The sequence below is a fragment of the Marinobacter persicus genome (assembly GCF_900114155.1).
In the GTDB taxonomy this organism is placed as follows: Bacteria; Pseudomonadota; Gammaproteobacteria; order Pseudomonadales; family Oleiphilaceae; genus Marinobacter; species Marinobacter persicus.
The window spans coordinates 41,861-59,907 of the sequence record NZ_FOSC01000007.1 but is presented as its reverse complement, the minus strand read 5'-3'; the positions used below and the strand labels follow the sequence as shown (position 1 = coordinate 59,907).

The 18,047-nt window shown below is 58.8% G+C and carries 13 protein-coding genes and 1 riboswitch; of the genes, 10 read left to right on the top strand and 3 right to left on the bottom strand.

Features of this window, described 5'->3' with window-relative positions:
- Positions 1–199 precede the first annotated feature (199 nt).
- Complete coding sequence (locus BMZ63_RS08900; protein ID WP_091704551.1) at positions 200–523, bottom strand: HigA family addiction module antitoxin; 324 nt, start codon at positions 521–523, stop codon at positions 200–202.
- 14 nt (positions 524–537) lie between these two features.
- On the bottom strand, positions 538–831 hold the full coding sequence (locus BMZ63_RS08895; RefSeq protein ID WP_044628576.1) for a type II toxin-antitoxin system RelE/ParE family toxin: 294 nt from the start codon (positions 829–831) through the stop codon (positions 538–540).
- 547 nt (positions 832–1,378) lie between these two features.
- Positions 1,379–1,481, top strand: a riboswitch (guanidine-I (ykkC/yxkD leader).
- A 58-nt stretch (positions 1,482–1,539) separates the two neighbouring features.
- Between BMZ63_RS08895 and BMZ63_RS08890 the strand changes: the two genes are divergently transcribed.
- From BMZ63_RS08890 to BMZ63_RS08860, 7 genes are all read left to right on the top strand, one after another.
- Positions 1,540–2,265 (top strand): urea amidolyase associated protein UAAP1, encoded by a 726-nt coding sequence (locus BMZ63_RS08890; RefSeq protein WP_091704549.1) that lies wholly within the window; start codon positions 1,540–1,542, stop codon positions 2,263–2,265.
- Between the two features lie 12 nt (positions 2,266–2,277).
- Complete coding sequence (locus tag BMZ63_RS08885; protein WP_091704546.1) at positions 2,278–2,916, top strand: urea amidolyase associated protein UAAP2; 639 nt, start codon at positions 2,278–2,280, stop codon at positions 2,914–2,916.
- On the top strand, positions 2,907–6,533 hold the full coding sequence (uca, locus tag BMZ63_RS08880; protein ID WP_091704543.1) for an urea carboxylase: 3,627 nt from the start codon (positions 2,907–2,909) through the stop codon (positions 6,531–6,533). The genes BMZ63_RS08885 and uca overlap by 10 nt, the downstream gene beginning before the upstream one ends.
- 54 nt (positions 6,534–6,587) lie before the next feature.
- Complete coding sequence (locus BMZ63_RS08875; RefSeq protein ID WP_091704540.1) at positions 6,588–7,655, top strand: putative urea ABC transporter substrate-binding protein; 1,068 nt, start codon at positions 6,588–6,590, stop codon at positions 7,653–7,655.
- A gap of 33 nt (positions 7,656–7,688) precedes the next feature.
- The gene (locus tag BMZ63_RS08870; RefSeq protein WP_091704537.1) at positions 7,689–8,504 is read left to right on the top strand and encodes an ABC transporter permease; all 816 of its coding nucleotides are present in this window, start codon (positions 7,689–7,691) and stop codon (positions 8,502–8,504) included.
- Complete coding sequence (locus BMZ63_RS08865; protein WP_091704534.1) at positions 8,504–9,289, top strand: ABC transporter ATP-binding protein; 786 nt, start codon at positions 8,504–8,506, stop codon at positions 9,287–9,289. The genes BMZ63_RS08870 and BMZ63_RS08865 overlap by 1 nt, the downstream gene beginning before the upstream one ends.
- Positions 9,290–9,695: 406 nt before the next feature.
- Complete coding sequence (locus BMZ63_RS08860) at positions 9,696–11,768, top strand: hypothetical protein (protein ID WP_218141231.1); 2,073 nt, start codon at positions 9,696–9,698, stop codon at positions 11,766–11,768.
- 99 nt (positions 11,769–11,867) lie between these two features.
- On the opposite strand, the gene thpD is transcribed toward BMZ63_RS08860, so the two are convergent.
- Positions 11,868–12,803 (bottom strand): ectoine hydroxylase, encoded by a 936-nt coding sequence (gene thpD, locus BMZ63_RS08855; protein ID WP_091704531.1) that lies wholly within the window; start codon positions 12,801–12,803, stop codon positions 11,868–11,870.
- 269 nt (positions 12,804–13,072) lie between these two features.
- On the opposite strand from thpD, the gene BMZ63_RS08850 reads away from it, so the two are divergent.
- From BMZ63_RS08850 to BMZ63_RS08840, 3 genes are read left to right on the top strand one after another with little or no spacing between them, the layout of a single operon-like run.
- Positions 13,073–13,600, top strand: coding sequence for a DUF3833 domain-containing protein (locus tag BMZ63_RS08850; RefSeq protein WP_308429625.1), 528 nt, complete (start codon positions 13,073–13,075; stop codon positions 13,598–13,600).
- A gap of 18 nt (positions 13,601–13,618) precedes the next feature.
- Positions 13,619–14,713, top strand: coding sequence for an efflux RND transporter periplasmic adaptor subunit (locus BMZ63_RS08845; protein ID WP_091704526.1), 1,095 nt, complete (start codon positions 13,619–13,621; stop codon positions 14,711–14,713).
- Between the two features lie 2 nt (positions 14,714–14,715).
- On the top strand, positions 14,716–17,862 hold the full coding sequence (locus tag BMZ63_RS08840; protein ID WP_091704522.1) for an efflux RND transporter permease subunit: 3,147 nt from the start codon (positions 14,716–14,718) through the stop codon (positions 17,860–17,862).
- Positions 17,863–18,047: the final 185 nt, after the last annotated feature.

Sequence of the window (18,047 nt, the reverse complement as noted above, 5' to 3'; positions counted from 1 at the left end):
ATGATTAACGACTCAATCACATTTGGATAGGCATGGAACGGTTTGGGCGATTTTTGTGCCGTAGATCATAGTTGTATAATGCGCATACCGATTGCTGTTTTACCTAGGTGCAAAAAGACCTGGTATCGGTAACATCGTTTATGGCGGTTAGTTGTAGATTTTCAAAAGAACGGGAAGCACGGCGGAACCGAAATATTCTTCAGGCCTGCTTCATCGGTAGAACGTGGGGCTTTACAGGTTTTACGTTCTTAGCTTCGTGCTCATAGGCACGATGACGAACATCCCATAACTCAACCGCGTGCTGAATATTCAGCCAGAACTCCGGCGTATTCCCCAAAGCCGCTGCGAGTTTGATGGCCATGGGTGCTGTCAGCGTGCCTTTGTCATGTGCAATCCGGCTGAGTGTATTTCTGTGCACACCCATTGCTTCGGCCAGTTCACTGATTTCTATTTTCATCGGCTCCAGAAACTCGCTGACCAGCATTTCGCCAACTGTCACTGGACGACGTTTTGTATTCCTCATTACCATAACCTCCTCTAGCCCTTGTAAACATGCGGGTCTAGATATGTATCTTGGGCGGTGCCATCTTCCCAGCGAAAAATCAGGCGATACTGTTTGTTAACCCGAATGGAACACCATCCAGAAAGGTTTCCCTGCAAATGTTCAAAACGGTTACCCGGCGGAATCCTCAAGTCTGACTCCTGCGTCGCGGCATCCAGAATCTGAATCTTTCTGAACAGAGCGCCTTCAATAGTGCTGGGTATTTTCTTGTGGCTTTGGTCTTCGTCGTAGAAAGCCTCCAGCCATATATCCCTGAATTCAACCGCCATAGTTACCTGATCGCTTTTTAGTCATTTTATGCACAACAACGTTGTGCGTCAAGTCCGTTCAAAATGAGAACGGATCCGTTTAGAAAACGATGTTACTATAATTTTGTTTGGCAGAAGGGGCTGAAAGAGCGATCTCACGGCACTGATTTCATAGAGATAAAAGCGTATACAAGGCTCCCAGTTTCCCACTTATCCCAGTTTAAAATGGGTCGTCAGGAGCCGACGCAGAGGAAATTTGCCAATATTTACACTTTTTTTCGCAAATTCCCGTACTCCAAGGGTGCTCCGATAACTTTATAAGTTATTGTTTTTAAAAGATAATAAATATTCTGCATCGGCAAGTGATCCTGAACCTGCACCATCGCGGTTCGACTGCACCAACGGCGGGCATATTACTCGCCGTGCATTTCTCCTTTATTCCCACCTGAAAGGCCATATTTTCAATAAATATCAGTTACTTGAATTAAAATGGCACAAACCTTGATTGGTTAGAACCACGCAGCGAGACGTTGGTTTCTGAAACCACCATCAAAGCGCAACAATCTGACAAATGGTCAACTAGGGTTCCGGTCTGCCCACTACCGCAGACGACTGGTCCGAGAGTTGACGGCCTTTCCAAGGCTACACGGCGGGACAAAAGCCCGGGAGGATCGTTCAGTTACTGACGCCTCTCGTTTTTTTGAAACGCCCAGCCAGGAGGAAAAGGCCATGCTCGAAACGGCAGCTCCCCTCTACGACGATCTGATTCCCGGCGGATCCCACTGGTCCTTCATCATGCGCCGCGGCCACGTGCTGCGCCTGATTGACGAAACCGGTGGCGCCAACGTTGGTATGTTGATGTACAACCTCGAGAATCTCCTCGAGCGGTACAACATGCCGGATACCCTCAAGAACCAGCACACCTTCCTGCTCACCAAGGGCCACGTGCTCATGTCGGACATGGGGCGGGTATTCGCGTCCATCATCCGTGACGACCTGGGCTGGCACGATTCCGTCAGCGGTACCTGCAACGCCGAGCTGGTGGAACAGCGTTGGGGTCGGAAGACTTATCAACAGGCTCACAATCACTACCACCGCAACGGCATCAGCAGCTTTCTCAACGAACTGGCCAAGTACGGGCTGGGCAAGAAAGACCTCACCGCCAACCTGAACTGGTTCAGTAAGGTGCACACCGACGACGAGGGCAACATGGCGTTTGCCGAAAACCATTCCCACGCCGGTGCCACCGTCGACCTGCGGTTCGAGATGGACACCATCGTGGTATTGCATACCTGCCCGCACCCGATGAACCCGGCCACGGAATACCCAAGCCACCCCGTGCGTTACCAGCTCTTCAAGGCGGCCCCCGTCACCGATGCCGACCCTTGCAAGACCTCGTCGCCGGAGGCCACCCGCGCCTTCGCCAATAACGCCCTGTACCACTCGTTCCTGTGAGGGAGGCCGGACATGATCAAGGTAAGCGAATTGAACCCCGAAAATGCCAGCTTCCGGGAAACCGTTCCCGCTGGTGAGTATTTCCTGAAAGTGGTGAAGGCCGGCGAGACCGTGCGGATTCTCGATCTGGAAGGTAACCAGGCCGCCGACACCCTGTTCTACAACGCCCACAACCCCACCGAGCGCTACAGCGTGATGGACACCATCCGCGAGCAGGGCAATGTTTACCTGACCGCCGGCTCTGTACTGATGTCCTCGGAAAATAACCCGATGCTGGAAATCACCGCCGATACCTGCGGCCGGCACGACACCCTCGGTGGCGCCTGCGCGGCGGAGAGCAACACCACCCGTTACGCGCTGGAGAAAAAGTGCATGCATGCCTGCCGGGACAGCTGGCTGGTGGCGGTCACCGAGCACGAAGAGCTGGGCATGACCAAGCGGGACATTACCCACAACATCAACTTCTTCATGAACGTGCCCGTGACCGCCGATGGCGGACTGACGTTTGCCGATGGCATTTCCGATGCCGGCAAGTACGTGGAACTGGAAGCGAAGATGGATGTGCTGGTGATGATTTCCAACTGTCCGCAGCTCAACAACCCCTGTAATGGCTGGAACCCCACGCCGATCGAGGTGCTGGTATGGAGTTGAACCGACCCGTCGACAAGGTACTGATCGCCAATCGGGGCGCCATTGCCTGTCGCGTAATTCGTACACTTCGAGCGCTGAGCGTTGGCTCGGTGGTCGTGTACGCCGAGGCCGATGCAGATTCCCTGCATGTGCGTCAGGCCGACGAAGCCTGGCCACTGGGGGAGGGTACCGCCGCCCAGACCTACCTCGACCAGGACAAACTGTTTGAGGTGGTGCGCCAGAGCGGCGCCGGTGCCATTCACCCAGGTTACGGCTTTCTTAGCGAGAACGCGGATTTCGCCCGCCGCTGTGAGGCCGAGGGCGTGGTGTTCCTTGGGCCCACCCCGGAGCAGATGGAGCAGTTTGGGCTCAAGCACACCGCCCGTGCCCTGGCCCAAGAGGCCGGTGTGCCCTTGTTGCCGGGCACGGAGCTGCTGACCGACCTGGACGACGCACTGAAAGCGGCCAGCGATATTGGCTACCCGGTGATGCTCAAAAGCACCGCCGGCGGCGGCGGCATTGGCATGTCCCGCTGTTACGGCGCCGAGGACCTGGAAAAGAATTTTGAATCGGTCCAGCGCCTGAGCCAGAACAACTTCAGCAATGACGGCGTGTTCCTGGAAAAGTTCGTGGAACACGCCCGCCACATTGAAGTCCAGCTGTTTGGTGATGGCAACGGTCAGGTACTGGCCCTGGGTGAGCGGGACTGCTCCGCCCAGCGGCGCAACCAGAAAGTGATCGAGGAAGCACCGGCGCCGGGTCTGACCGAGGACGTCCGGGCGCGAATGCATGAAACCGCCCGCAAGTTGGGGGAGAGCATCGCCTATCGCAGTGCCGGCACCGTGGAATTCATCTACGACCCGGACACCGCCGAATTCTACTTCCTGGAAGTGAACACCCGGCTGCAGGTGGAGCACGGTGTCACCGAGCAGGTCTACGGCGTGGACCTGGTACGCTGGATGGTGGAACTGGGCATGGGTACCCTGGCGGACCTGCCTGAACTGGATCGCCACCTGAACCCGTCGGGCCACGCCATTCAGGCCCGCATCTATGCTGAGGACCCGAACAAGGACTTCCAGCCCGGGGCCGGGCTACTCACCAACGTGGACTGGCCGGAAGACGACGGCCTGCGTATCGATACCTGGATTCAGCCGGGCACCGAAGTTTCACCGCTGTTTGACCCCATGCTGGCCAAGGTGATTGTCCACGAATCCGACCGTGAATCTGCCCGCACCCGTTTGCTTGGCGCCCTTGGTGACAGCCGCCTGTATGGCATCGAAACCAACCTGGCCTACGTGCAGCAGGTGCTGGCCGACCCGAGTTTTGTCGAGGGCCGCCTGTTTACCCGCACCCTCAACGAATTCGACTACCAGCCCGCCACGGTGGATGTCCTCACCGGCGGCACGCTGACCACCATCCAGGACTACCCGGGCCGCATCGGTTACTGGGAAATCGGCGTGCCGCCTTCCGGGCCGTTTGACAGCTATTCGTTCCGCCTGGGCAATCGCCTGCTCGGCAACCCGGAAGGCGCGCCGGGCCTGGAAATCACCCTGAAAGGGCCGGTGCTGTCGTTCAACCGGGCGACCCAGATCGTGCTGACGGGCGCCGAGCTGGACGCCACCCTGGACGACCAGCCGGTGAAGTTCTGGGAGGTCGTGGATGTACCCGCCGGCGCCACCCTGAAGCTGGGTGCCACCACTGCCGACGGCGCCCGGGCCTATGTCCTGTTCCGGGGCGGCCTGGACTGCCCGGAATACCTTACCTCCTGCAGCACCTTCACCCTGGGCCAGTTCGGTGGTCATTGTGGTCGGGCCTTGCGGGCCGGGGATGTGCTGGCGCTGGCCGAGGCTGAGCCGGTGAAGGCCACCTCGGTGGCGAACGATCTGAAACCAGCCATCGGAAAGACCTGGGATCTGCACGTGACTTATGGCCCCCACGGGGCGCCGGACTACTTCACCGAGCAGGACATCCAGACCTTCTTCGACAGTGAATGGGAAATCCATTACAACTCCAGCCGCACCGGCGTTCGCCTGATTGGTCCCAAACCCGAGTGGGCCCGCAGTGACGGCGGTGAGGCGGGCATGCATCCCTCCAACATTCACGATAACGCCTACGCCGTGGGCACCGTGGATTTTACCGGCGACATGCCGGTGATTCTGGGCCCGGACGGCCCCAGCCTGGGTGGTTTTGTGTGCCCGGTGACCGTGATCAGCGCCGACCTGTGGAAACTCGGTCAGCTCAAGGCGGGGGATAAAGTCCGCTTTGTGCCGGTCAATCAGGAACAGGCGGTGGTGTTGCGCCAGGCGCTGGATGAATCCATTGCCACGCTGACCGGTGCCAGTGCCCGGATTAGCCCGATCCAGCCCCAGACCCCGATTCTGGATGCCCTGAGCAGCCGGGAGCACGAAACCGGCGTGGTCTACCGGGCCGCCGGGGACAATTACGTGCTGGTGGAATACGGCGACATGGAGCTGGACATCCGCCTGCGCTTCCGGGCCCACGCGCTCATGCTCTGGCTGCGGGAGCAGGATCATCCGGCGATCCTGGAACTGACCCCAGGCATCCGGTCCCTGCAGGTGCATTACGACAGCCAGAAGCTGGACCAGCGGGATTTGCTGGAGCTGCTTATCCGCGCCGAAAAAGAGCTGGAGAAACAGCCCGAGTGGGATGTGCCCGCCCGCATCGTGCATCTGCCCCTGTCGTGGGACGACGAAGCCTGCCAGCAGGCCATCAACAAGTACATGCAGTCGGTACGCAAGGACGCGCCCTGGTGCCCCAGCAACCTGGAATTCATCCGCCGCATCAACGGACTTGAGAGCATCGACGAGGTCAAGAAGACGGTGTTCGACGCCAGCTATCTGGTGATGGGCCTGGGCGATGTCTACCTGGGTGCTCCGGTGGCCACCCCCCTGGACCCGCGCCACCGCCTGGTGACCACCAAGTACAACCCGGCCCGCACCTGGACCGCCGAAAACTCGGTGGGTATCGGCGGCGCCTACCTGTGCATCTACGGTATGGAAGGGCCGGGCGGTTACCAGTTTGTCGGGCGCACCCTGCAGATGTGGAACCGTTATCGCACCACCGAGTACTTCCAGCCGGGCCAGCCGTGGATGCTGCGCTTCTTCGATCAGATCCGTTTCTACGAGGTGAGCGCCGAGGAACTGCAGCAGATCCGCCGGGATTTCCCCAACGGCGATTACCCCATCGAAGTAGAGGAAACCCGGTTCAACCTCAAGGATTACGAGCGGTTCCTGGCCGACAACCAGGACGAAATACAGAGCTTTACCGATCACCGCAAGCAGGCCTTCGATGAGGAACTGCAGCGCTGGATTGAATCCGGCCAGATCAACTTCAGTTCCGAAGCCCCAATTGAAGACACCGGCGAGGACGACATTACTGACCTGCCAGCCGGCCAGTGCGCCATTGAAAGCCACGTCGCCGGCAATGTCTGGGAGTGCCTGGTGAAGCCCGGCGACGTGATTGACGCCCAGCGCCCGGTGGCGGTGGTGGAGTCCATGAAGATGGAAATCGAATTGCTGAGCCCGGTGGCGGGCAAGGTGATCGAAGTGCGGCGGGAAGCCGGCCAGGCCGTCGCCCCCGGGGCGCCGGTGGTGATCGTTGAAGAACTCGCAAGCTGACAGACAAAAGATTTCAGTCGTGACCAGACGGGCAAACGCCCGAGGAGAGATACCATGAAAACACGTAACCTTTGCAAACCCCTGGTGGCCGGCGTACTGGCGGCCGCTTTGTCACCCGCCGCGATGGCCGAGGAGAAAGACTCGTTCAGCATTGCCTGGACCATCTACGCGGGCTGGGTGCCCTGGCAGTACGCCGAGGACAGCGGCATCATGAAAAAGTGGGCGGACAAGTACGATATCGACGTGGATATCGTGCAGGTGAACGACTACATCGAATCCATCAACCAGTACACCGCCGGCCAGTTTGACGGCGTGGTGGCTACCAGCATGGACGGCCTGTCGATCCCGGCGGCCTCCGGCCTGGACACCACCGCCCTGATCGTGGGTGATTACTCCAACGGCAACGACGGCCTGGTGTCCAAGGACGCCACCTCCATCGAAGAGCTGGAAGGCGAAACCGTGCACCTGGTGGAGCTGTCCGTGTCCCACTACCTGCTGGCCCGTGCGCTGGAAAGCGTGGGTCTGAGTGAACGGGATCTGGACGTGGTCAACATCTCCGACGCCGACCTGGTTTCGGCCTTCCAGACCGACGACGTGCGTCACGTGGCCACCTGGAATCCGCTGCTGAGCGAAGTGGAATCCTACCCGGGCGCCACCAAACTGTTTAATTCCAGCCAGATTCCGGGCCACATCAAGGACCTGACCCTGGTCAGCACCGAAACCCTGGAAGACAATCCCAAGCTGGGAAAGGCTCTTGTTGGCGCCTGGTATGAAACCATGAGCATCCTGAAATCGGACAGCGAGAAGGGTCAGGAAGCGCGCGCCCAGATGGGTGAGCTTTCCGGCACGGACCAGGCCGGGTACGAGGCGCAGCTGGCGGACATGAAGATGTTCTGGGAGCCCCGGATGTCGGTGGATTTTATCAACAGCCAGCAGGCATTCGAGGCTATGGACGGCGTGCGCCAGTTCTCCTTCGACAAGGGCCTGCTGGGGCAGGGCGCCATGAGCCCGGACTTTGTCGGTATCGAATTTCCGGATGGCACCATCATGGGGGATGCCGGCAACGTGAAGTTGCGTTTCAACGATACCTACATGCGGATGGCAGCAGAGGGCGAGATCTGATTCTCCCACTGCTGGTTTCGTTGGAGACCGAACATGCGACTGATAAACCGCAGGCCTGGCCGGCTGACCGCCACCGCGCTGGGCATCCTGCCTTTCATTATTCTGTTACTGATTTACGGGGCCGCCTCGCAACAGCGGCTGGCCGAAAACCCCAACGACAAGCTGCTTCCGGGGCTGGAACAGATGACGGCGGCCGTGGACCGGATGGCGTTCCAGGAAGACCGCCGCAGCGGTGATTACCTGATGTGGGTCGATACCCTGGCCAGCCTTGAGCGCCTGGGCATGGGCGTGGGGGTGGCTGCGTTGATGGCCCTGGTGGTGGGCCTGGCAAATGGGATTTTGCCGCTGGTGCGCGCCAACCTGGCGCCGCTGGTTTCGGCGTTGTCCATGGTGCCGCCACTAGCCATCCTGCCGATCCTGTTCATCGTTTTTGGCCTTGGCGAATTGTCCAAGGTGATGCTGATCGTGATTGGCACCGCCCCCATCATGATGCGTGACGTCGCCCAGCGAGTCAGCGAACTGCCCGGCGAGCAACTGATCAAGATCCAGACCCTGGGCGCCAACAGCTGGCAGGTGGTTACCCGCATGGCATTGCCCCAGGTGTTGCCGCGATTGATTGATGCGGTCCGCCTGAGCCTGGGTCCGGCCTGGCTGTTCCTGATCGCCGCCGAGGCCATTGCCTCCACCGAGGGTCTGGGTTACCGGATCTTCCTGGTGCGCCGTTACCTCGCCATGGATGTGATCCTGCCATACGTCATCTGGATCACCGTTCTCGCCATTGTCATCGACCAGTGTCTGCGACTTGCCAACCGCAGGTTGTTTCCCTGGTACAACGTCGGAGGTCACTGATGAGTTTTATCAGCGTCAACAAACTGTGGAAGGAGTACGGCGACCAGGTCGTGCTGGAAAATCTGAACCTGGAAGTGGAGCAGGGCGAGTTCTGCACCCTTGTGGGGGCGTCTGGCTGCGGCAAATCCACCTTCCTGAAAATGCTGCTGGGGCAAGAGAGCCAGAGCCGGGGCGAGTTGCTGCTGGAGGGTGAAACCTTTCCCGCCGAGCCGGACCGTAACCGAGGAATCGTGTTCCAGCGTTATTCGGTGTTTCCCCACCTGACCGTGCGCCAGAATGTGTTGATGGGGTTGGAGCTTGAACAGAAACCAGTCCTGGGAAAGCTGTTTGGCAGTGCCCGCTCCGAAGCACTGAAGAAAGTGGACGACATGCTGGAGTTGGTTGGCCTGGGACCGTCCGCCAACAAGTGGCCCCATGAGTTGTCCGGCGGCATGCAGCAGCGCCTGGCCATTGCCCAGTCCCTGATCATGCGGCCCCGGGTGTTGCTGCTGGACGAGCCCTTTGGCGCCTTGGACCCCGGTATCCGCAAGGACATGCACGAGCTGCTGTTGCAACTCTGGCGCGAGATCGGCATCACCATTTTCATGGTGACCCACGATTTGCACGAGGGCTTTTACCTGGGCACCCGTCTGCTGGTGTTCGACAAGCTTCGGAACGATCCCCACGCTCCCAACGCCTTCGGTGCCACCATTACTTATGACCTACCCATTGGCCAGACCGATGAAAGGCTATTGCGTGACATCGACCAATCCGTGACCAATACCGCGAGATATCAGGCGGCGTAAGGTTTACTCCCCGGGCATAAACAGGCTGGCCAGTGCCACCCTTGTTTGTGCCCGATTTCCCTTTCTGAGTGTTAAAAATTGTAACAGGCCCCTTTTATAGACAGATTTTTTCTGGCTATTCTGTGAGCTGTTGGTATCTTGTCTATTAAATTTTTGAAATTTACCCAAGCTATTCGGACTGACTGTCATGAGTAACTCGCACCCCTCGGATAACCAGTACAACGGAACGACAAACCAGGACGAGGGGGCTGACAACACCTCAGCCGTCGCATCGGAAGCCCGGGTAGTCAAGAAAGCGGCGACCAAAAGCCCCTCCCGAGCGAAAACCACCAGCAACAGCACCCGTAAGTCTTCAAAATCACCAGCCAACAAACCCAAAGACAGCACTCCGTCGAGCGATCCCTATATGTATTTCACCGAAAGGGATCTGGATCAGATTCTGTCCAACCTGGACCACCTGCGTGAATCGGTGTTTCCCCGGGTTTTTTCCGACAGCCAGCGCGAAGAGCGTAAACAGCAGTTTTTCCCCTCGGTGTGCCTGATCGGCCTGGGTCGCTGTGGCTCCAATATCGCTCTGGATGTGGCGGAGCTGGTGCACAGCGCCCGTTCCTATTATCTGCAGGAACTGGACAACGAGGAGCGCCGCAGCCGGGAAAAGGAAATCGGGCCCATGCGCTGGATCCGCCAGAGCCTGAACCTGCCCACCTCCAACACCGTCAAGCCGGTGTTCCTGATAGAACCGATGGTGATGCTTGGGGATCTGGACAAGGACATTGAGGGGCGCATTCGCTTCTCCCGCAGGGCCGACGAAAGCACCTTCCTGGAAGACTACAACAAGATGAAAATCATGGACCTGTCTGAGGTTCATGCCGGCGGCGCCGGTAACGCGCCGATTCTGGGCCAGTATCTGGCTCGGATTATCCTGAACAAGGATACCGACCACTTCTCCAACGAGGACTGGAAGTTTATCCACAGCTACCTGATTGATTCCTGTGGCATCAAGGCCAACCAGTCCCGTTTGTATTTCTACATTTTCAGTGCCGGTGGTGGTACCGGTTCGGGCATGGCGTCGGAGTTTGGCCTGGCGCAGCAGTATTCCTACATGCGCAAGACCTTTGATCCGAAGCTGGAAGACCGGGAACTGGAAAACCACGACCATTCGTTTGTCTTCGAGCCGATCTTCACCAGCGGTATCTGCATCCTGCCCAATATCCAGGACAACCGGGTGGAAATGTCCGAGGCGCTGCACATCAACGCCGGCCGTCTGCTGTGCAAATACCTGGCCGAAGAGTGGGATTTCTCCTACAACTTCGACGCCGACGAAACCCGCGATGCCGACATGATGCACCGCATCCGGCCGTGGAACGCCATGATGCTGATTTCCAATGACATCATGCGCTACGCCGAGCAGCAGGACGACAGCCAGATCCGCGATGTGGACGTCAACGCCATGGAGAAGTACGCCAACCAGTACATCTCCCAGCAGATCTTCAACATCCTGACCGCGCAGGCCGTCACCACCGATTACGACGAGGACTATTTCCGCCGGGCCGGTGTGGATATCGGCGAAACCATCCGCCTGGATGCCAACGACCTGTTTATGAGTCTGGCCGGTCCGGTGGCGGTGGCTTACGCTGAATCGGTGGTGCCCACCGATGCCCATGCCACCGAGTTCCGCAGCATCAATGAAGACTCCCGGCTGGATATCGATGACCTGTTCTTCCGCTCCATCGATTTGCCGCACTTCAACAAGGTGACCGAGGCCATCGAAGGGGTGAGCCTGCTGCCGATCGAGGCCTCCCGTTACCGCGAGGCGCTGAAGAAGTACAAGGAATCCGGTTACGATGCCAGCCATCTCAAGGACCTGCACTTCTTCAAGAACTGTTCATCGATTGTCTCCATCGTGTCTCTGCCCAAGGACTACAAACTGTCCTACATGGACCTGAACCGGCTGAAGACGCACCTGAACGCACTCTTCCCGAACACCACTCTCAAGCGCTATGCACTGGTGATCGGGGCCTCGGCCAACCTGTCCCTGACCACTCTGGTGGTGAAAAGCCCGTGCCTGAGTGACGACTTCCTGACCCTGATCGTTGCTTACATCAAGCGCTGCTTCGCCAACGACCAGGTGCGCTACGACGACAGCCTGGATGAGGCCATGCTCGATTTCATCCGCTCACCGGAGCTGGATGAAGAGCTGATCGATAGCATGCTCAACGAGTTCGAGAACCCGGCCAAGATCCTGGATACGAACTGGTACGCCATCAAACCGATGTACGAGAAAAAGTACCGGGAGATGTGCCATGACCAGGACAACTTTGTCTCCATCAACGATATCCGTCTGAGTCGGTCGAACGTCAAGAAAGCCATTAAATACTTGCGGGAAATCTACCGCCACCGCATCAGCAAGACGCGGATGATCAGCCTGAATGGCGAAAAGGGCGCCAATCGCGGCTTGAGCCTGTCCGACGACGACTGATCGGCCTGTGGATAACCTGAAAAAGAAAAAGGGGAAGCCCTCGGGCTTCCCCTTTGTTATTGGGGTGGGCTTGTTGAAGCCCGGGATAAACCAGCGTTGTTAACCGGTTTTGCGCAAATCCGGCGATTCAATCGGCACCAGAGCTTCGGTATTCGTGCGGTTACCGAGGAAATCCGGGCGCGGGCGATTGCCGCAGAACGGCTGCTCCAGCTGGTTTTCCACACTGTTATAGACGAAAAACAGGTTGCTGCGCGGCCAGGGCGACATGTTCGCGTTGGAGCCGTGCATCACGTTGCAGTCGAAAATGATCAGCGAACCGGCGCCCCCGGTCGCGGTCTGAATGCCGTTTTCCCGGATCATCTGGTCCAGATCCTTGTCACTGGGTACGCCCAGTTCCTGTTTTTTCAGGGACGACTGGTAGTTGTCCTCCGGCGTGCGTCCCACACAGGGGAACCAGGTTTTGTGGGTGCCGGGCACCAGCATCAGTGGGCCATTGAACGGGTTGTTGTCGGTCAGGGAAATGGAAAAGCTGACCGCCCGCATGCGCGGCATACCGTCCTCGGCGTGCCAGGTCTCAAAGTCTGAATGCCAGTTAAAGCCTTTGCCGTGGAAACCGGGCTTGTAGTTGATGCGTGACTGGTGAATGTAGACATCACCTCCGAGAATCTGGCGCACCATGTCCAGGATACGGCGGTCGCGGGTCAGCCTGTCGAACCGGTCGGACAGCTCATGAATACCGAAAATTGAACGGATTTCCTGTTTGCCTGGTTCGGTAATGGTGCCTTCGGAGCGCAGGATACTGTCATCGTCTTCATAGGCACGCAGGTCATCCCGGAATCGTTGTACGGTTTCCTTGTCCAGGAAGTTGTTGAAGACCAGAAAGCCGTCCCGTTCATACCGGGCCAGTTCGGTTTCACTCAGCGGGCCGTTGGTGCGCGCCTCGCCCTGGCTGTGGACAACCGGGTCTTTGCGTTCAAAGCTGGGAACAGGGCGTTCCAGTCGGGTGGGATAAAAGTCGTCAGTACGATTTTCCATCTTCGAACCTCCTTCTTTTATATGTCTTGCTTGTGCCATACGGCCGCCCGATGCCTTCCGGGCAGCGAAAAATAACCTCGTGGAGTTTATGGATAAAAAGTGAATCTGCACCCACAACGTAGGGGTGTTAATCGGGATTTCAAGGGGCGGCGTAAAACACTCCATGGCACTGTGTGTATTCAGCAAATTCAGGGAGTGTAAAAGTCATGCAAAAGCCCCGTGTTTCACTGTCCATCGGTGGTGTCTGGCGGTCCGGTCTTATACTGTTGATGGTGGCGCTGGTGACCGGTTGTGCCGGCCCGGCTCTGGAAGATTACCGAGACGCCCGTCCGCAACTGGTACCGGATGAGTTTTTCCGGGGCGAACTTTCCGCCCGTGGAGTGGTCAAGGATTTCTCCGGCGAGGTGATCCGCACGTTTGATGCCGATATCCAGGCCAGTTGGGATGAAAATGGCGTGGGCACGCTGGATGAGGTGTTCCGTTTCAGCGATGGCGAGGTGCAAACCCGGGTCTGGACCCTGGAACCGGAGGGTAACAGCTACCACGCCACCGCCGGTGACGTGGTGGAGCCTGGCACCATGCGCTGGCAGGGCAATGCCATCCACATGAACTACGTACTGCGGGTACCCTATAACGACGGCACTCTGGATGTGCGCATGGATGACTGGATGTATCTGGTTACGCCGGACACTTTGATCAACCAGACCACCATGAGCAAATGGGGCATCGATGTGGGCGAAGTGGTGCTGGTGATACAAAAACACGAGGGGCGTGAACAGCCTGCTCAGGACCGATAACAGGAAGGGTTTTTTCCCATGTGGAAACAATGGCTGGTGGCACTGGTGTTGATTGCAGGCGTGGCCGGTGGTGCGCTTATCTACCAGAACAGGGCTCCGGCGCAGGATGGCGTCGACGACCAGCAAGCCAGTGCCAGGCCGGTCAGTGTGGTTGCCCCGCAACGCAAGCAGGTGCGGGATGAAGTCCGGGCCGTGGCCACACTGCGCGCCCCCGATTCGGTGGAAGTGACCACCGAAGTCAGCGGCCGGGTGGTGGAACTGAACCTGCAGCCGGGACAGCGGGTGGAACGGGGCGACCTGCTGGTACGGTTGGATGACCGTCAGGCCAGGGCGGACCTGCAGGTGATTGAAGCCCAGTTGGCGGATGCCCGCCGGCAACTGGACCGGGCCCAGCGCCTGCGTTCGAACAACAGCATTTCCCAGTCCCAGGTGGACGAAATCCGTACCGAAGTGGACGTGGCCCTGGCGCAGCGCCAGGCCGCCCGTGTGCGCCTGGACAACCATCGCATTGAAGCTCCCTTCGCCGGCGTTGTGGGGCTTTCCGATATCAGTGTGGGGGCTTACCTGCAATCCGGCACCAGTCTGGCCACACTGGACACCACCGACCGGATGGAGCTGCGTTTCTCGGTGCCGGAGCGTTTTATCGGACAGGTGAAGACCGGCCAGACGGTACTGGCGCAATCCCCCGCTTTTCCCGGTGAAACCTTTGAAGGGAAACTGGTGGAGCTGGACAGCCGGATCAGTGAGCTGAGCCGGGCCCTGCCGGTGCGCGCCCTGATTGATAACCGCGATGGCCGGCTGCGGCCCGGGCAGTTCATGTCCGCATCGCTGACGTTGCAGAAGCGAGAGGGCCTGGTGATTCCGGAACAGGCGCTGATGATTCGCGGCGACGAGAAGTACGTGTTCGTGGTGGACGGTGAGCAGGCCCGGCGGGTGTCGGTGAGTACCGATGCGCGCATGCCCGGCTGGGTAGAAATCGCCGAGGGTCTGTCCGCTGATGCCGAAGTGGTTGTGACCGGCCAGGATCGCCTGAGCTCCGGCAACCCGGTTCGGATTGTGGATAACGAACAGGCCATACCGGATAACCGCTTTGATCAGTCCGCGGAGTCCTGAGCATGGTTCTTTCGGACATCTCCATCAAGCGACCGGTCTTCGCCACCGTCCTGAGTTTGCTGATTGTGGTCTTCGGTATCGCCGCGCTGATGGGCCTGGCGGTGCGGGAATATCCGGACATTGACCCGCCGGTGGTATCCATTTCCACCGATTATACCGGGGCCGCCGCCGAGGTGGTCGATACCCAGATCACCCAGGTGATCGAGGGTGCCATCAGCGGTATCGAAGGGATACGTTCCATTGAATCGTCCACCGAGCAGGGCGAATCCCGCACCAGTATCGAATTCAATACCTCCCGGGACGTGGACATTGCCGCCAACGATGTGCGTGACGCGGTGTCACGGGTGGCCAACCAGTTACCGGAAGAGGCAGATCCACCGGTGGTGCGCAAGGCCGATTCCGACGCCCGCCCGATGATGTGGGTCACCCTGCTCAGTGATGAGTGGGACGCCGCCGAACTCAGTGACTACGCCGACCGGGTGCTGGCGGACCGGCTGTCGGTGCTCGATGGCGTGGCCGATGTCCGGATTGGCGGTGAGCGCCGGTATGCCATCCGTGTCTGGCTGGACCGCACCAAGCTGGCGGCCCGGGACATTACCGTGGCAGAAGTGGAGCGGGCGTTGCGGGCCAATAACGTGGAGCTGCCCGCCGGTTCGGTGGATTCCTCCACCCGGAACTTCACCGTGCGGGCCGAGGGCCGATTGTCCACAGTCGAGGACTTCCGTGAACTGGTGCTTCGCCGGGATGGCAACGATCTGTTGCGACTGGGCGAGGTCGCCAATGTGCAGGTTGGGGTGGAATCGGATGTCGGTCGCCTGCGGGCCAGTGGCGAAACCGCCATTGGCATGGGCATTATCCGTCAGTCCAAGGCCAATACCGTGGCGGTCTCAGACGCGGTGCAGGCCGAACTGGACCTGATTCGCCAGACACTGCCGCCGGAAGTCCGCATTGCCGAAAGCTACGACGAATCCATTTTCATTCGTGCGTCCATCAAGGAAGTGCTCACCACCCTGGCCATCGCGGTTTCCCTGGTCATTCTGGTGATCTTCCTGTTCCTACGCTCCTGGCGGGCCACGCTGATCCCGGCGGTGACCATTCCGGTGGCGGTGATCGGCGCCTTTATTGGCCTGGGATTTCTTGGCTTCTCCATCAACGTGCTGACCCTGCTGGCGATTATCCTGGCCATCGGCCTGGTGGTGGACGACGCCATCGTCATGCTGGAGAACATCCAGCGGCGCATTGATAACGGTGAACCCCCGTTGCTGGCGGCCTACCGGGGCGCCAAACAGGTGGCCTTTGCCATTATCGCCACCACGCTCACCCTGATTGCCGTGTTTGTGCCCATTTCCTTTATGGGCGGCAATGTGGGCCGGTTGTTTGCCGAGTTCGGTTTTACCCTGGCCGCCGCCGTGGTGTTTTCCAGTATCGTCGCGCTTACCCTCGCGCCCATGCTCTGTTCAAAGTGGTTGCGCCACAGTCCCGAGAGCGAGGAGGGGCACCGGCTCTGGGCATTCAGCGAGAAGATCCTGAACGGCCTGGCCAATGGTTACCGCAAGGTGCTGACCTTCTCACTGAATCAGCCCGGCTTGCTGCTGGGTGTGGGTGTCGGAGGCCTGATCATCGCCGGGGTGATTTATCCACAGCTGCCCCAGGAACTCTCGCCGGTGGAAGACCGGGGGGTGATTATCATGCCCACGGATGCGCCCCGGGGCTCTACGGTGGAATACACCGACCACTTCGTGCGCCAGGCGGAAGATAAACTGCTGCCCTATCTGGATGAGGGCATTGCCGAGCGTTTCCTGTCCATCGTCGGTTTCCGGGATGAAGAAGACAACGCCTTCATGATTCTTGGTCTGGTGCCCTGGGAGCAGCGGGACATCAAACAGCAGCAACTGGCCACGGAGATCCGCGGCAAGCTGGCGGATATTTCCGGCGTCAAAATCAACGTCATCAACCCGCCGGGGCTGGGCCAGAGGGGATTCAGCCAGCCGGTGGAGTTTGTGATTGGCGGCCCGGACTATGAATCGGTTCAGGCCTGGAGTCAGGAAATTGTCGAGCGGGCCGGCGAAAATCCGAACCTTTTGAACGTCGACACCGATTTCGAACTGACCCGCCCGGAATTGCTGGTCAATATTGACCGGGACCGGGCCTCCGATCTGGACATTACCGTGGAAGATGTGGGGCTGACTCTGCAAACCATGCTGGCGTCCCGGCAGGTGACCACCTATCTGGACCGGGGCCGCGAATACGATGTGGTGGTTCAGGCCAATGATGCCGACCGGGCTACCCCGGGGGACATGGAACAGATCTTCCTGCGGCCCCGGGAAGGCGGCGACCTGGTACCGTTAAAAGCCCTGGTGTCGGTGGAGGAAATCGGCGCCAACCCGGATTTACGACGGATTGACCGGTTGCCGGCGGTGATTGTCAGCGCCAACCTGGCTGAAGGGTATGATCTGGGCTCGGCCCTGGAGTATCTGAACAACCTGGCTGTGGATAACCTGCCGCCGGAAGCCCGGGTGAGTTACCAGGGCCTGTCGCGGGAATTCCAGGATTCCTCCGCCGCCATTTACGTCACCTTCGCCCTGGCCTTTGTGATTGTATTTCTGGTCTTGGCGGCCCAGTTTGAAAGCTGGATTCACCCGCTGATCATCATGCTGTCGGTGCCCCTGGCGGTCACCGGGGCACTGATCGCGCTGGCCTGGTCCGGCATCAGTCTGAACATCTACAGCCAGATCGGCATCATTATGTTACTGGGGCTGATGGCGAAAAACGGCATTCTGATTGTCGAGTTCGCCAACCAGTTGCGTGACAAAGGTTATTCGGTGCGTGATGCCATTCTCGAAGGTGCCACGCTGCGCTTCCGTCCGGTGCTGATGACCACCATTTCCACGGTATTCGGTGCGGTGCCTCTGGTACTGGCTTCCGGCGCAGGGGCCGAAAGCCGGGCCTCCATTGGCATGGTGATTCTGGGTGGATTGGTGTTTGCCACCACACTGACGCTGTTCATCATTCCGGTGCTATACAACCTTCTGGCCCGCTTTGCCAAATCCTCCAACGCCGTTGAGAAGGAACTGGAACGGCTGGCGGCGGGTACTGCCGGTGGCTCGGGCGCGTCCGCAAGCCCGGGCAGTAAAGCCGATGACTTCTGAACAGGCTGTGCCAGCTTGTGGATAGTTTCAGGGAAAAGTTTCGGATAAACTTTGGAAGAGTTTTTAAAAATAGAATAAAAACAGATAGTTATGTTTTATCGGGAGGGTTTTCAAAGAGTACTTTCATGTGGATAACTTTCTTGAAAAGTTTTTGAAGTGAATTTGCCAAGCCGTTGAATGGGTAA

Bases quoted from the DNA above. Each gene is read 5' to 3' on its own strand.
- BMZ63_RS08865 (WP_091704534.1), top strand. From the start codon at position 8,504: ATGAGTTTTATCAGCGTCAACAAACTGTGGAAGGAGTACGGCGACCAG.
- BMZ63_RS08845 (WP_091704526.1), top strand. From the start codon at position 13,619: ATGTGGAAACAATGGCTGGTGGCACTGGTGTTGATTGCAGGCGTGGCC.
- BMZ63_RS08840 (WP_091704522.1), top strand. From the start codon at position 14,716: ATGGTTCTTTCGGACATCTCCATCAAGCGACCGGTCTTCGCCACCGTC.
- BMZ63_RS08890 (WP_091704549.1), top strand. From the start codon at position 1,540: ATGCTCGAAACGGCAGCTCCCCTCTACGACGATCTGATTCCCGGCGGA.
- BMZ63_RS08870 (WP_091704537.1), top strand. From the start codon at position 7,689: ATGCGACTGATAAACCGCAGGCCTGGCCGGCTGACCGCCACCGCGCTG.
- BMZ63_RS08850 (WP_308429625.1), top strand. From the start codon at position 13,073: ATGGTGGCGCTGGTGACCGGTTGTGCCGGCCCGGCTCTGGAAGATTAC.
- BMZ63_RS08860 (WP_218141231.1), top strand. From the start codon at position 9,696: ATGTATTTCACCGAAAGGGATCTGGATCAGATTCTGTCCAACCTGGAC.
- uca (WP_091704543.1), top strand. From the start codon at position 2,907: ATGGAGTTGAACCGACCCGTCGACAAGGTACTGATCGCCAATCGGGGC.
- BMZ63_RS08895 (WP_044628576.1), bottom strand. From the start codon at position 831: ATGGCGGTTGAATTCAGGGATATATGGCTGGAGGCTTTCTACGACGAA.
- BMZ63_RS08885 (WP_091704546.1), top strand. From the start codon at position 2,278: ATGATCAAGGTAAGCGAATTGAACCCCGAAAATGCCAGCTTCCGGGAA.
- BMZ63_RS08900 (WP_091704551.1), bottom strand. From the start codon at position 523: ATGAGGAATACAAAACGTCGTCCAGTGACAGTTGGCGAAATGCTGGTC.
- thpD (WP_091704531.1), bottom strand. From the start codon at position 12,803: ATGGAAAATCGTACTGACGACTTTTATCCCACCCGACTGGAACGCCCT.
- BMZ63_RS08875 (WP_091704540.1), top strand. From the start codon at position 6,588: ATGAAAACACGTAACCTTTGCAAACCCCTGGTGGCCGGCGTACTGGCG.